This window comes from Allosphingosinicella sp. (assembly GCF_059502505.1).
On sequence record NZ_JCACEU010000013.1, the window covers coordinates 66,667 to 79,472 of the forward strand.

Annotated in this window: 13 protein-coding genes and 1 other RNA gene; 8 read left to right on the forward strand and 6 right to left on the reverse strand. The window is 65.8% G+C overall.

Annotated elements, in window-relative coordinates:
- Positions 1-59: 59 nt before the first annotated feature.
- Both AC5JBD_RS01630 and AC5JBD_RS01635 read right to left on the reverse strand, forming a co-directional pair.
- Positions 60-773, reverse strand: a complete 714-nt coding sequence (locus AC5JBD_RS01630; protein ID WP_495720014.1) for a Crp/Fnr family transcriptional regulator — start codon at positions 771-773, stop codon at positions 60-62.
- A gap of 198 nt (positions 774-971) precedes the next feature.
- Positions 972-1,805, reverse strand: coding sequence for a Crp/Fnr family transcriptional regulator (locus tag AC5JBD_RS01635; RefSeq protein ID WP_495720015.1), 834 nt, complete (start codon positions 1,803-1,805; stop codon positions 972-974).
- A 482-nt stretch (positions 1,806-2,287) separates the two neighbouring features.
- On the opposite strand from AC5JBD_RS01635, the gene AC5JBD_RS01640 reads away from it, so the two are divergent.
- The 4 genes from AC5JBD_RS01640 to AC5JBD_RS01655 all read left to right on the forward strand — a co-directional run bounded on the left by AC5JBD_RS01640 (position 2,288) and on the right by AC5JBD_RS01655 (position 6,449).
- Positions 2,288-3,091, forward strand: coding sequence for a hypothetical protein (locus AC5JBD_RS01640; RefSeq protein ID WP_495720016.1), 804 nt, complete (start codon positions 2,288-2,290; stop codon positions 3,089-3,091).
- A 138-nt stretch (positions 3,092-3,229) separates the two neighbouring features.
- Positions 3,230-4,495, forward strand: coding sequence for an efflux RND transporter periplasmic adaptor subunit (locus AC5JBD_RS01645; protein WP_495720017.1), 1,266 nt, complete (start codon positions 3,230-3,232; stop codon positions 4,493-4,495).
- 2 nt (positions 4,496-4,497) lie between these two features.
- A complete protein-coding gene (locus AC5JBD_RS01650) occupies positions 4,498-5,202 on the forward strand; it encodes an ABC transporter ATP-binding protein (protein WP_495720018.1) in 705 nt (234 codons plus the stop codon).
- A complete protein-coding gene (locus AC5JBD_RS01655) occupies positions 5,199-6,449 on the forward strand; it encodes an ABC transporter permease (protein WP_495720019.1) in 1,251 nt (416 codons plus the stop codon). The genes AC5JBD_RS01650 and AC5JBD_RS01655 overlap by 4 nt, the downstream gene beginning before the upstream one ends.
- Before the next feature lie 39 nt (positions 6,450-6,488).
- On the opposite strand, the gene AC5JBD_RS01660 is transcribed toward AC5JBD_RS01655, so the two are convergent.
- The 4 genes from AC5JBD_RS01660 to ssrA all read right to left on the reverse strand — a co-directional run bounded on the left by AC5JBD_RS01660 (position 6,489) and on the right by ssrA (position 9,239).
- Positions 6,489-7,790 carry a cyclic di-GMP phosphodiesterase gene (locus AC5JBD_RS01660; RefSeq protein WP_495720020.1) on the reverse strand — a complete coding sequence of 434 codons (1,302 nt, stop codon included), beginning with the start codon at positions 7,788-7,790 and terminating at the stop codon, positions 6,489-6,491.
- A gap of 186 nt (positions 7,791-7,976) precedes the next feature.
- Positions 7,977-8,255 carry a hypothetical protein gene (locus AC5JBD_RS01665; RefSeq protein WP_495720021.1) on the reverse strand — a complete coding sequence of 93 codons (279 nt, stop codon included), beginning with the start codon at positions 8,253-8,255 and terminating at the stop codon, positions 7,977-7,979.
- A gap of 178 nt (positions 8,256-8,433) precedes the next feature.
- The gene (locus tag AC5JBD_RS01670; RefSeq protein WP_495720022.1) at positions 8,434-8,706 is read right to left on the reverse strand and encodes a hypothetical protein; all 273 of its coding nucleotides are present in this window, start codon (positions 8,704-8,706) and stop codon (positions 8,434-8,436) included.
- A gap of 192 nt (positions 8,707-8,898) precedes the next feature.
- Positions 8,899-9,239: a transfer-messenger RNA gene (gene ssrA, locus AC5JBD_RS01675) on the reverse strand.
- 263 nt (positions 9,240-9,502) lie between these two features.
- Here ssrA and AC5JBD_RS01680 point away from each other — a divergent pair.
- The 4 genes from AC5JBD_RS01680 to AC5JBD_RS01695 all read left to right on the forward strand — a co-directional run bounded on the left by AC5JBD_RS01680 (position 9,503) and on the right by AC5JBD_RS01695 (position 12,799).
- Positions 9,503-10,249: a PEP-CTERM sorting domain-containing protein gene (locus AC5JBD_RS01680; RefSeq protein WP_495720023.1), complete on the forward strand. Its 747-nt coding sequence runs from the start codon at positions 9,503-9,505 to the stop codon at positions 10,247-10,249.
- A gap of 126 nt (positions 10,250-10,375) precedes the next feature.
- The gene (locus AC5JBD_RS01685; RefSeq protein ID WP_495720024.1) at positions 10,376-10,663 is read left to right on the forward strand and encodes a hypothetical protein; all 288 of its coding nucleotides are present in this window, start codon (positions 10,376-10,378) and stop codon (positions 10,661-10,663) included.
- Between the two features lie 168 nt (positions 10,664-10,831).
- Positions 10,832-12,055 carry an NF038122 family metalloprotease gene (locus AC5JBD_RS01690; protein ID WP_495720025.1) on the forward strand — a complete coding sequence of 408 codons (1,224 nt, stop codon included), beginning with the start codon at positions 10,832-10,834 and terminating at the stop codon, positions 12,053-12,055.
- 138 nt (positions 12,056-12,193) lie between these two features.
- On the forward strand, positions 12,194-12,799 hold the full coding sequence (locus tag AC5JBD_RS01695) for a LemA family protein (RefSeq protein ID WP_495720026.1): 606 nt from the start codon (positions 12,194-12,196) through the stop codon (positions 12,797-12,799).
- The last annotated feature ends 7 nt before the right edge of the window (positions 12,800-12,806 follow it).

The window sequence follows — 12,806 nt, forward strand, 5'->3', positions numbered from 1 at the left end:
GACCGGAAGCGGAGCCATTCGCCGCCGCCTGCACCTGGTGGTAAGCGAAGTGCGGCCTACTATTGAACGATGCTCCCGTCGTCCCGCAGATGCAGGTACGTATCGGTGAAGCCGCCCTGATCTTCCATTCGCTTCCAGTCTGCGATGGCGACATATTTCTTGGTTCGGGCGATGAGGCCGCGCTCCTCCAGCTCCTTCAGCGTGCGGTTCACATGAACGGAGGTGAGGCCGGTCGCGTCTGCCAGTTGCTCCTGCGTCATTGGAAGTTCGTAGCTGACGCGGTCGCCGAGCCCGATCGCCTCTAGCCGCAGCCCGAACTCGCAGAGCAGATGCGCCAGCCTTGAGGCCGCGTCCCGGCGGGCGACGTTGGCGATCCATTCCCGAAAGATGGACCCGTCCACAAGCGTGTCATACCACATTGCCAGCCCAACGTTGGGGAACGCGAACGCGACCCGCTTGATCTCCTCGCGTTGAATGAACGCCACGCTGCAGCGAGTGAGCGTCTGGACACTGTGATCAGCGGTTCCCAGAAGCGAGTTCTGAAGGTCGACGATGTCGCCCTTCATGTGGATGGCGCTGATCGACCGAGAGCCGTCCACAAGCACTTTGTGGCGAAATGCGAAGCCCTCCAGCAGCAAGCAGGAGCGAGTTGGTTTCTCGCCCTCCCGAACGAGATGCTTGCTTGGTAGAACCTCCTCCACCTTGTGCGGCAACGCGAGGACCGCTTGCTGCTCGGCCTCATCCAGAGGACCCCAAAGCTGAAGCTTCTTCACGAGCGGTGCGAGGGCTGGGTGAACGGTCATTGCGCTTCCTTTATTGCCGGGAGCGCGATCACGTCTCTCAGGCGCTGGAGGCCAAGTGATCCAGCGATGCACCTTATTAGCCTTCCTTGAGGTGCGCTGCTCCAACCTATGATGGAGCAGTTGCAATTTCACTCTTCACTGAAATGCGAACCATTCGCTCTGGGCAGCTCAATTTCCCGATCGGCCGAACACCGATTTTACCTTCTCGGCTGCGTCATGGAGCAGGCCGCTAGCAGATGGTGAAACAAGGTCGCCCGCGCGTTGCGAAACCTCGGGGTCGCGGCGCTCTGTCCTGATGAGGTGAAGATAGGAGCTGTCGTATTTGGCAACCCGCTGAAGGCCTTTGGGGTCCACGATTGTCAGCACCTTGCCACTTAGATCGATCAGGCCCCGGCTGCGGAGTTCCTGGAGCATCCGATTGACGTGGACAGGCGTCATCCCGGTCGCATCGGCCAGCTCTTCCTGAGTAAGCGGGAACGGGAAGCTGTCGTCCGTTGTCTCCCCAACGACGCGGTATCGGATCAACATCTCGCACATGAGGTGCGCGATCCGCTCAACTGAATCGCGGCTGCCATGATCGACTATCCATTCCCGAAGAACCGCTGAATCGGTCATCGTGCTCCACCACAGCGCCTTGGTAAGCTTCGTAGACTCCGTCAGCAGTCCCTCGATGATTTTTGCGGGGATGAGCACGCAGGTTGTCTCGGTCAGAGCCGTTATGTCGTGATCCATGCCTTCGAGGATGAACACCTCCACATCGCAGAGGTCGCCGGGTACGAGCAGGGCCATGAACTGACGTTCCCCGCTGCGGAGCGTCTTGGAACGCGCGGCGAGGCCGGTGAGGATGAGATGGATATCGTCCACCTTGTCGCCTTGGCGGATGATAGTCTTGCCGCGAGCGAAGGCTTCGGTCGGATAGGTGAGAAGCTGGTCCAGACGCCGTCGCTCCTCAGGGTCGAAGCTCGTAAACTGCTCCAGCTTCATCGTGAGGGGGTTTGCCACTTCTCATCCTTCCTGATACATGTTTCGAACGCATCAACCGGCGGAAGAAGCCTGCCGGACCGGTCGCGCGCCAGGGTCGGAGCAGACATCAGCCGAACCGCGACCGAACGCCCGCTTCGAGAAGATCGCAAGCTGCCTTATGCGACAACGATGGCGCAAGCGAACAATGACGCCTAACTGAACGAAGGTCAGCATTGCGGGAAGCTCCGGAGGAGTGCTGGACGTCCGGGATTGGCGCTGAGCGGACGTTCAGCCGTCAAGCTCCGGATGGCCGCTAAGGGCGCTTACCGGTCGAAGGGGCCTTTCCTACAGCCCCGACTCTGCAATATCTGAATTGCCTCCGTGGAGGCCGTCACGAACTGAATTCGTGACGTCAGTCGGGTTCGGCTGCGCCGACCCGCTGGCCGGCACCTCCATGGCTCTTCGCGCTGCTTCGGCGACGCTTTTGGCGTCGGCGGCGCTGCGCTCGGCAGGGAGGTGCTATGTCCGCGAAGATTTCGGCCGCGAAGCGGGCGGCGTTTCTGGAGGCGCTGGAGGCGACGGGGAACCAGACCCTCGCCGACGAGCGGGCCAAGGTGTCGCGGTCGTGGGTGGTGCTGCATCGCTCGCGCGATCCGGAGTTCGATGCGGCGGTGCGCGGGGCGTGTCTCGGCTTTGCCCGACGGCGGCAGACCGGGGCGGAGCCGGCGGCTGGGTGGGGGTTCCTCGACGGGGAGGAGCTGGTCGTGCGGGGCACGGGCGGCTCCGGCGGCGGCAAGAGGGTGCAGATCGCGCGGGCGCGGATCCGGGGGTGGTCGCCGCGGGTGGAGGACCGGTTTCTCGCCACGCTGGCGGCGACCTGCAACGTCAAGGCGGCCTGCGCCGAGGTGGGGCTGTCGGCCACTTCGGCCTATGAGCATCGCAAGCGCTGGCCGGCCTTTGCGGCGCGATGGGACGCGGCGGTGGCGGAGGGCTATGCCAGGATCGAGATCGCGCTGCTCGAAAACGGCGCCAACCTCTTCTCCTCGCCCGATTTGCCGGACGCGGCGAACGGGGTCGGGCCGGTCAGCGCGGAGCAGGCGATCCACCTCCTCCACATGCACAAGCATCAGGTGCTCGGGATCGGCAAGGCGCCGGGGAAGAGATGGCGGCGGCCGCGCACGCTCGACGAGATGCGGGGGAGCATCATGCGGAAGATCGAGGCGATCAGGAACGCGGAGCACCTCGGCGAGGCGGACAAGGCGCGGGACCGGGAGGAATATGCGCGGCGGCGGGGCGGACAGGGCCGCGTTTCCAGCTCGCGCTAAGGCACTAGCGGGACGGCATTTTGTCGCCCTGTCCGGGGCCAAAAAAGCAGCCGGTGCATCCTTCCCCTGCCGCAGATCTTGTGTATGCTGTGACTAACACACCTCGCGTCATTCATCCGGTGTGCAAAAGGGGGGCTGGTGCGGGCATTGGTGAACTGGGTGCGGCGTCACCCGATCTGGTCGGGTCTGATCGCATTGGTGGCGGCCTTCGCGCTCTACAAGATCCTGGTGCCGACGCCCCCCGACTACGAATATGTCGCGGTCGAGGCCGATCGGGGCGAGGTCGTCCGCGTCGTCTCCGCGAGCGGCAAGCTGAGGGCGCTCAACACGTTCAAGATCGGCTCGGAAGTCTCCGGCCAGGTTACCGCCGTCTATGTCGACTTCAACTCGCCGGTGCGGGCGGGACAGGTGCTCGCCGAGATCGACGGGACCCGGCCCCGGGCCCGCGTCGCCCAGACCAGCGCCCAGGTCGATCTTGCCCAGGCGACGCTCGCCCAGGCGCAGGCGGCGATCGGCCGCGCCCGCACCGACGTCGAGATCCAGGAACGCGAATATGCGCGCCGCAAGGAGCTCGAGGCGCGCGGCTTCATCTCCAAGGCCGCGATCGACCAGGCGCAGAACAACCTCTCGACCGCGCGGGCGGCGTTGAAGACGGCGATGGCCCAGGCGCAGAGCGGGCGGGCGCAGATCGCGCAAAGCTCGGCGGAATTGTCCTCGGCGCAGCTCGACCTGCGCCGCACCCGTATCCTCGCGCCGGCGAGCGGCGTCGTCGTCAACAAGCTGATCGAGCCGGGCGCGACGGTCGCGGCCAGCTTCCAGACGCCCAACCTGTTCGAAATCGCCGCCGACACCAGCCGCATGCAGGTCGAAGCCTCGGTCGACGAGGCCGATATCGGCCAGGTCCGCGTAGGCCAGCCGGTCCGCTTCACGGTCGATGCCTATTCCGACGAAAGCTTCCCCGCCACGGTCAGGCAGATCCGCAAGTCGGCCACGGAGACGCAGAACGTCGTCAGCTATCTCGTCATCCTCGATGTCGACAACAAAGCCGGCAAGCTGCTCACCGGCATGACCGCGAACGTCGACATCATCACCGGCCGCAAGCCCAATGCCTTGCGTGTGCCCGTGGCCGCGACGCGCTTCCGCCCCCGTCCCGCCGACCGCCCCAAGGAAGAGGAGAAGGGCAAGGCCGCCGCCGCTGCGCCCAAGCCCGTGACGGTGTGGGTCGCCGGCGCCGACCCCTACAAGCCGGTCAGGCGCGCTGTCAGGCTCGGCCTCGAGGGCGAGGAGTATGTCGAGATCGTCCGCGGCCTCAGGCCCGGCGAAAAGGTGATCACGCGCTCCAAGTCGCTGATCGAGAAGGAAGAGGAAGAAGGCGAGGAAGAACTGGACGGCGAAGGCTTGTGACGATGCCGCTCGTCGAGACCGTCGACCTCGTCAAGGAATATGCCTTTGGCGGCGGGATGGTGCATGCGGTCGACGGCGTGTCGCTGGCGATCGAGCGCGGCGAGTTCGTCGCGATCATGGGCGCCAGCGGCTCGGGCAAGTCGACCTTCATGAACATGATCGGCTGCCTCGACGTGCCCACCTCGGGCGACGTCCGCATCGACGGCCTCTCCACCCGCGAACGGGATTCCGACGCGCTGGCCGAACTGAGGAACAGCAAGATCGGCTTCGTCTTCCAGCAGTTCAACCTGCTCCCCCGCACCACCGCGCTCGACAATGTGGCCGTGCCCCTCATTTACGCCGGTGTCGGCCGCGCCGAGCGGCAGGAGCGCGCCCGCGCGAAGCTCGCCGCCATGGGTCTCGCCGATCGCCTCGATCATTCCCCCGCGCGATTGTCCGGCGGCCAGCAGCAGCGGGTCGCCATCGCCCGCGCGCTGGTCACCGAGCCGCTGATGCTCCTCGCCGACGAGCCCACCGGCGCGCTCGACAGCCAGACGTCCGAGGACATCATGCACCTCTTCCAGACGCTGAACGAGGCCGGCAACACGATCGTGCTGGTGACCCACGAGCGCGAGATCGCCGATCACGCGGCGCGCCGCATCATCTTTCGCGACGGCAAGGTGATCGAGGACACTGCGGTCGCCGACAGAAGGTTCGTGCGCCAGTGAAGCCGCGCATCGGGCGCCTTGCCAGCCGCATCGGCGTCAATCTCACGATCGCCCTCACCGCGCTTCGCGTCAACCTGATGCGGTCGATCCTGACCACGCTCGGCGTCAGCATCGGCGTCTTCGCCGTCGTGCTGGCGGTCGCCGTCGGCTCGGGCGCGCAGGTGTCGGTGATGCAGGTGGTCAATTCGCTCGGGTCCAACATGGTGATCGTCTTCCCCTTCCCCGACAACGTGCCGGGGCGCCGGCCCACCGACCGGGGCCGCCTCACCATGCGAGACGCCACGGCGGTCGAGCGCCAGGTCGAGGGCGTTACCGCCATCGCCCCGCAGCTTCGCTCCCAAGTCTCGGTCGTCAGCGGCGGCCGCAGCGCCAGCACGGAGGGCCGCGGCGCCACCCCGGGCTTCGGCCAGGTCTCGAACCTCTCGGCCGAAACCGGCCGCTTCATCAGCGACGCCGATGTCCGCACCGGCGCCCGCGTCGTCGTCCTCGGTCAGACCGTCGCGGACAAGCTGTTCGGCGATTTCGAGCCGCTCGGCGAAACGGTCCGGATCAACAAGGTCCCCTTCACCGTCATCGGGCTCCTCGAAGCCAAGGGCTCGAGCCTCGGCGAAGACAGCGACGACCGCATCATCATCCCGATCAGCGCCGCCCGCCAACGCTTCACGAGCGAGGCGACACAGGGCCCCGACGACCTCCACGTCCTATCGGTTGGGATCGAGGACGGGGTTTCGCTCAAGCAGGCCAAGCGCGACATCACCCGTGTCCTGCGGGAGCGCTACCGGGTGCGGGGCAGGGATGCGAACCCGTTCACCGTCCGCACCACCGAGGAGTTCATGGAGGAGACCTCAACCGTCACCGGCATCTTCCAGGCCGTGCTCGTCGCCATCGCCTCCATCTCGCTGCTGGTCGGCGGCATCGGCATCATGAACATCATGCTGGTCAGCGTGACCGAGCGCACCCGCGAGATCGGCCTGCGCATGGCCCTTGGCGCCAAGCGCAGCGACATCCGCAACCAGTTCCTGGTCGAGGCGGCCGTGCTCTGCATGATCGGCGGCGCGACGGGGCTCGTCCTGGCGATCCTAGCCGCGCGGATCTTCGAGGCTCAGGCCGACTTCCCGGTGCCGATCGGCGTCGGCACCTCGACCGGAGCGATCCTCTTCTCCGCCGCGATCGGCCTCCTCTTCGGCGGCTGGCCCGCCATCCGCGCCTCGCGCCTCTCGCCAATCGAGGCGCTCAGGACCGAGTAGCGCGCCACGCCCGCTTGGGGCTCCGGCATCGGCAACCCGTCAGGCGGCGCGCCTGGCCTTCTGGCCCTGGAGGATGGTGAGGGCGAAGCTGTCCCAGTCGGCGAGGCCCCAGCGGCCCGGCTCCTCGCGGGCGACGATGCGGTCGGGGGAGGGGATCTCCGCCAGGTCGAGCTCGTGGACCGGCACGTGGGCGCCCTGCGGAATTGAATAGAAGACGCGGACGACCGGCTTGGTGAGCTCGTCGCGGCGCTGGGCCGAGACGCAGCCGAGCATGCGCGATTCCAGCCGAACCAGGCTGCCGACCGGATAGATGCCGATGCTGCGGATGAAGTTGGTCAGCACGCTCTCGTCGAAATGGCCCTTGAGCTTGTAGAGCTCGGCGACGGCGTCGGCCGGGCCGCGGGCGGGGCGGTGCGGGCGCGCCGAGGCGATCGCGTCATAGGTGTCGCAGATCGCTGCCATGCGGGCGAACAGGCTGATGTCGTCGCCCTTCAGGCCCTTGGGATAGCCGGTGCCGTCATATTTCTCGTGATGGTGGAGGCAGACGTCGGCAACGATCTTGGAGAGGTCGCCGGACGCCTTGACCGCGTCGGCGCCGAGCTCGGGGTGGCGGCGCATCTCGGCCCAGTCGGCTTCGGAATAGGTGCCGCGCTTGCTGAGCAACGCAGGGGTGAGGAAGGCCTTGCCGACGTCCATGAACAGGCCGGCGGTGCCCGCCTGGCGGATGTAGTCGGGCGGGAGGTTGAGCTGGCGGGCGAGGTTGATCATCAGCGCGCTGACCGCGATCGAGTGCATGTAGGTATATTCGTCGAGGGTGCGGACGCGGAGCAGGGGGATGAGGGCATCGGGATTGCGCTCGACGGACTCGGCGATGCCGCCGACGATCGGCGCGGCCTCCTCGATCGCCTCCGCGCCCTTGCCTTCGTGGATGCGGGCGAAGAGCTCGCCGACCGCGGCCTTGCAATCCTCGAGCACGCGCTCGGCCGCCTGGAACTCGTTGGGCGCGGAGATGCGGCGGGGCTTGGCCTGGGGTGCGGCGGCGACGGGCGTGGCGGGCTTTGGGGCGAGCTCCCTCAGGAGCTGCTCGCGCGGGCTGAGCTCGGGCTCCGGCGCGTCCGGCTCCGGCGCGGGCGCCTGGCCGGTGAGGTGGGCGATGGCGGGGGCGAGGCTCTGGTCCTCGTCGACCCAGACGCCCTCGATGTCGCTGCTCTGCAGCGCGCGCAGGTCGTCGTTGCTCTCGAGCAGGAACTTGGATTTCCAGAACGGATGGTCAAACCAGGACCCCTCCAGCGACTGGATATACATGCCCAGCCGCAGATCTTCTTTCCGAACACGAATCATGCGCCGAATGTCCCCCAGAGAGCCCCGCCTCCCTCCTGCCAAAGGGAAGTTTGGAATTCCTTAAATACGGGAGGGAGTTGCCAGGCGCTCGGCGGCGGCGCGGCCGGAGCCGGCCAGCCGGCGCGGGTATGAAAAAGGGCCGCCGGACGCTGTGCCCGGCGGCCCTTCCTGAATTTGCGGTAAGACTTAGTTGGCGTCGTCGACGGCTTCGGCCTGGTTCTCGCCGGCCTCGCTGACGTTCGATGCCTCGTTCTCGAGCGCGGTCGCCTCGTTCTCGAGCATGTTGGCCTCGGCGCCGGTAGCGTTGTCCGCCTGCTCCATCAGATTGTCGGCCTGCATCTCAAGCGATTCCGCCTGGTTGTCGGCCGCAGCCTCGATATTCTCCGCAGCGCTGTCGCCGCCGCCGCCACAGGCGGAAAGCGTCGCGAAGGCGGAAATGGCGAGGGCTTTGATGACGAGCTTCATTGGAAATTCCCCTTGTTGTGGCGCGCCCCTAACTGAATAGCGGACCCGGTTTCATAAGGCAGGCGGCGGCGAGCGGCAAGTCGTGACGCCGGCGAACCGAGTTGCCGCCCGCCGGAGCAAAAAGAAGGCGCCACCCGCGTTTAGCGGGCGACGCCTTCTCCTGTCGCTTCTTCGTCGCTTACTGGGCTTCGTCGACGACGCCGTTCTCGGCAGCCTCGTCGGCGGCCTCGGACTGGTTCTCGAGCGCCTGAGCCTCATTCTCGAGCGAATTGGCGGTGGCGCCGGTGGCGTTCTCGGCCGCCTCGCTCACATTCTCGGACTCATTGGCGAGGGCATCGGACATGTTGTCCATCGCCTCTTCCTGGTTGGCCGCAGCGGTGTCGCCGCCGCCGCCACAGGCGGTGAGGGTCGCGAACGCCGCGATCGCGGCCGCCTTGATGATGAACTTCATAGTCAGGATCCCCTTGTGTCCGGCGACCGTCGCCGGGTGATTGGAACGCGGGTGATAGTCATCGCGTCCGGCAGCGGCAACCCGCGGCAGGCTGGCGGGGCTTGTGCCGGCAAAGAGGAGAGAATCAGCCGATCATTGTGCCGTTCTGATGTGAGGTGGGGGGCTTCTGTTGCCCGGCGCCCCCCGTGCCGCTGGAATCCCCTTCTGTTGCCCGGTGGGGTCCGACCGCGCTTTAGCTTTGTAACCTTACCCTTGCGGGCTCAGTTACGCGGCGATGGCGAGTGCTTCGTTATCGTTGGCACTTGTGTGATGGGCCGTTGCGGTGGTCCCATTCCGAACGAAAACAGCGCCTTTCAACACACGTCGATCCTAGTTCGGCCCCGTCAGAAACCGCCCTCGCAGGCGGATTTTGGTGGAGCCGCCGGGTACCGCCCCCGGGTCCGCTGCGTCTATTCTACGCCGCAATTTATCGTCATAGCCGGGCGAACCCGGCACCTGCCCATATAGGGCATCGGCGCGACCAATTCAAATCCATCGGAAGAACGGCAAAGGCGGCTTAGTCGTAACTGTCGGTTAACCTTACAAAAGCAGCCGCCCGGCTCGCGGCCGTTAACCACAGGTCATCCCGCAATCGTGGGTTTCCGGCGGGTGGCACAGGCGTTGCTTGCAGGGGTTCGGACGGCCGGGCTTTTGCGCCGGTCACGAACAGGTGGGAGAGTTTTTCATGTTCCCTGTGAAGAATGCGAGACGGATCAGGCTCTTGGCGGCCGCGGCAGCAGTGTCGGCCATTTTTGCAGTGCCTCAGGCCGCATCCGCGAGCCTCATCTACGATTCGACCATCCTCGTCACGGCGCAGGGCTACGGCAACAATCCGCGCCTGCTGACGCTCCAGGAGCGCGGCAAGGGCGACGACGTCCAGTCGGGCTGCGTCTCGGCCGGCTCGGGCGGCTCGATCGCGATCGGCTCGGGCTCGTGCATCAGCGACAGCTCGGTCTTCCAGGGCAACGGCCTCACCAATGTCGGCGGCGACGAAGTCAATCCGCAGGCCGACAACCAGAAGTTCGGCATTCCGACGCTGGGCGAGATGGGCTTCCAGGATGCCAGCGACATCGGTCTGCTGTTCAACGCGATCGAACCCGGTGGCGGCGGCAAGAACGACGTCAATGTCAACGACGTGACGCTGAAATTCTACGACAGCAACGGCGGCCTGCTCGCCGCGATCGACGGGTCGCAGAACTTCCCCACCACCGAGACCGGCAACGGCCGCGCCGGCAACGTCTTCGTGGTCGACGCGGAGCAGCAGGCGTTCCTCAACTCCACGATCTTCGGCCTGCCGAATTTCAGTGATATCCGGATCGCGCTGGAATCGACGATCTCGGCGGCGCAGGCGGGACCGGAGAGCTTCACCGCGATCAATCTTGGTCGTTCGAGCTCGGGCGGCGGCAGCACGGGAGGAACCCCGGTTCCGGCGCCGGCCGGCCTCGGCCTGTTCGCCCTCGCCGCGATCGGCCTGCTCGGCGCCCGCCGCAGGAAAACGGCCTGACTTACCAGCCGGAAGAACGCTCCCTGGACCATTATTGAACGAGCGGGTGCCGGGGGTCCCTGGCATCCGCTCTTCTCATTTTCGGCGCCATTGGCGCCGCGCATCCAGTTCCGCTACACTCGGGGCATGAACGCAACCTTCCGCATCGCCGCCATCCTCACAGCCATCTCGCTCGCTGCCTGCGCGCCGTCTGCTCGCGAGACCGCCGACGCACCGGCCGGAGGCGATTCGCCAGACGCGCGAACAACGAGCGGAGCTGCTGCCGTGAAGGAAAAACCGGAGCTCGTGGCGGATGAAGCGCCGGACGTGGACCCGGTCACGGGCCTCAACCGCAGCGTTACTTATGAGCCGCAAGTCGGGCCGGAGCCGCAGGAACGGAACCGTAAGGACGCCAGGAAAACAGCGCCAAAGTAGTGATTCCGGGTCGTTTCGTGGCCCGGAATAAAGTCCCGGAATGGGAAATTAACCTTACTCCCTCAATAGTTTATTGACTATTATGAACAATCCGTTCACCTAGAGTGCCTGGGGAGGGCGCCGACTCGCCTTCCGAGATTGCGATTATTCAGTCGGAGGGGAACTCACATGCGCCGTATCACTCGCGCCCTTCTCGGGGCCGCTGCCATTGCCTGTCTCATGCCTACTGCCGCCAACGCGGTCACCATCAATCTCTTCGACACGAACGGTCGCGTCGCGGGGACCGCTGCCGAGAAGGGCTTCCGTGAAGCTGCGGCCTTCTGGGAATACATGTTGCGGGACAACATCACGATCAACCTCGGCGTTGACTATGCTGCGCTCTCTGCGGGCGTGATCGGTTCCACCGGCAGCACCCGCGGCACGGTGGCCACCTCCCAGGTCTATGCCGCGATGGCGGCCGACGCCAAGACCGCCCTCGACACGACCGCCGTCACCAACCTGTCGCCGCTCTCCGCGGTCGGCGGCATCTCCATGATCACCAGCGGTTACGACACCGACGCGACGCGCGCCGGCATCGACGTGACCAAGCGGGCATGGGACAATGACAACTCGGCGAACAACCTGTTCCTGGGCGTCAACACCGCCAACCTGAAGGCGCTCGGTTATACGATCAATTACGGGGCGAGCAATCCGAACGGGCTGGACGGCAACGTCACCTTCAGCAGCAACTTCGCGTTCGACTTCGATGCCAGCGACGGCATCGCGGCGAACCAGATGGACTTCGTCGGCGTTGCGATCCACGAGATCGGCCACGCCCTCGGCTTCACCAGCGGCGTCGACGTCTACGACAACCCCGCCAACGTGAACTTGAACAACGTAAACGCCAACGGCGCGGCGGGCATCTTCTCGGCGCTCGACCTGTTCCGTTACAGCAACGATCCGACCGGTGTGGCGCCGGGCACCGGTCCGGTGCTCGACTTCGCGGTCAACTCGCCGGCTTATTTCTCGATCGACGGCGGTGCGAGCCAGTTCAACGGCCGGTCGCTGATGTCGACCGGGCGCAACTATGGTGACGGTCGCCAGGCGTCGCACTTCAAGGACTCGGCCACCTGCAGCGGCCAGATCGGCATCATGGATCCGACCTTCTGCTTCGGCCAGATGGGCGAGATCAGCGGCACCGACCTCGCGGCGTTCGACGCGATGGGCTGGGACATCCGCTTCGACGTGCTCCGCAACAAAGATTTCATGCTGACCACGGTCGGCGTCCAGGCCCTCGCGGCGGTGCCGGAGCCCACCACCTGGGCGATGCTGATCGCCGGCTTCGGCATGGTCGGCTTCACGATGCGTCGTGCGCAGCGCCGTCAGTCGAAGGGATCGATGGCGATCGCCTGATCGTCCTACCGGACCTGAAGAAAGCCGCCGACCGCGAGGCCGGCGGCTTTTCTTTTTGGAACCTGTCCCGGTGGCGCCCGTTGCGGAGGCGCACCTAACTCCTTAGCTCTGCAGGGTGTTCGCAACGGAGGGACCCAGATGATCCGCAACCGCTTCGCCGCCGCCCTGATCGCGCCTGCCATGCTCGTCTCGCTGGCCGGCTGCGGCGTGAACACGATCCCGACCGCCGAGGAAAATGCGAAGGCCGAATGGGCGGACGTCCAGGCCGCATTCCAGCGCCGCGCGAACCTGATCCCGAACCTGGTCGAGACGGTCAAGGCGTCGGCGACGTCCGAGGAGCGGATCCTGACCGGCGTCACCCAGGCGCGGGCCGACGCGACCCGCATCACGGTCAGCCCGGAACAGCTCAGCGATCCCGCGGCGATGCAGCGTTTCTCCGAGGCGCAGAGCCGGCTCAGCGCCGCCATCATCCCGCTCCAGCGGCTGCAGGAGGCTTATCCCAATCTCCAGAGCCAGCAGAATTTTGCGACCTTGATGTCGCAGCTCGAGGGCACCGAAAACCGGATCAACATCGCGATCCAGGACTATAACCAGGCGGTGCAGGCCTATAATACCGAGATCCGGACGTTCCCGAGCGTGATCGGCGCCAAGGTGATCTATGGCGCCCAGCCGATGGTGCCCTACCAGGCCGTCACTCCGGGCGCCGAGGTCGCGCCGCAGGTCGATTTCGGCACCGCGAAGTAACGTGCCC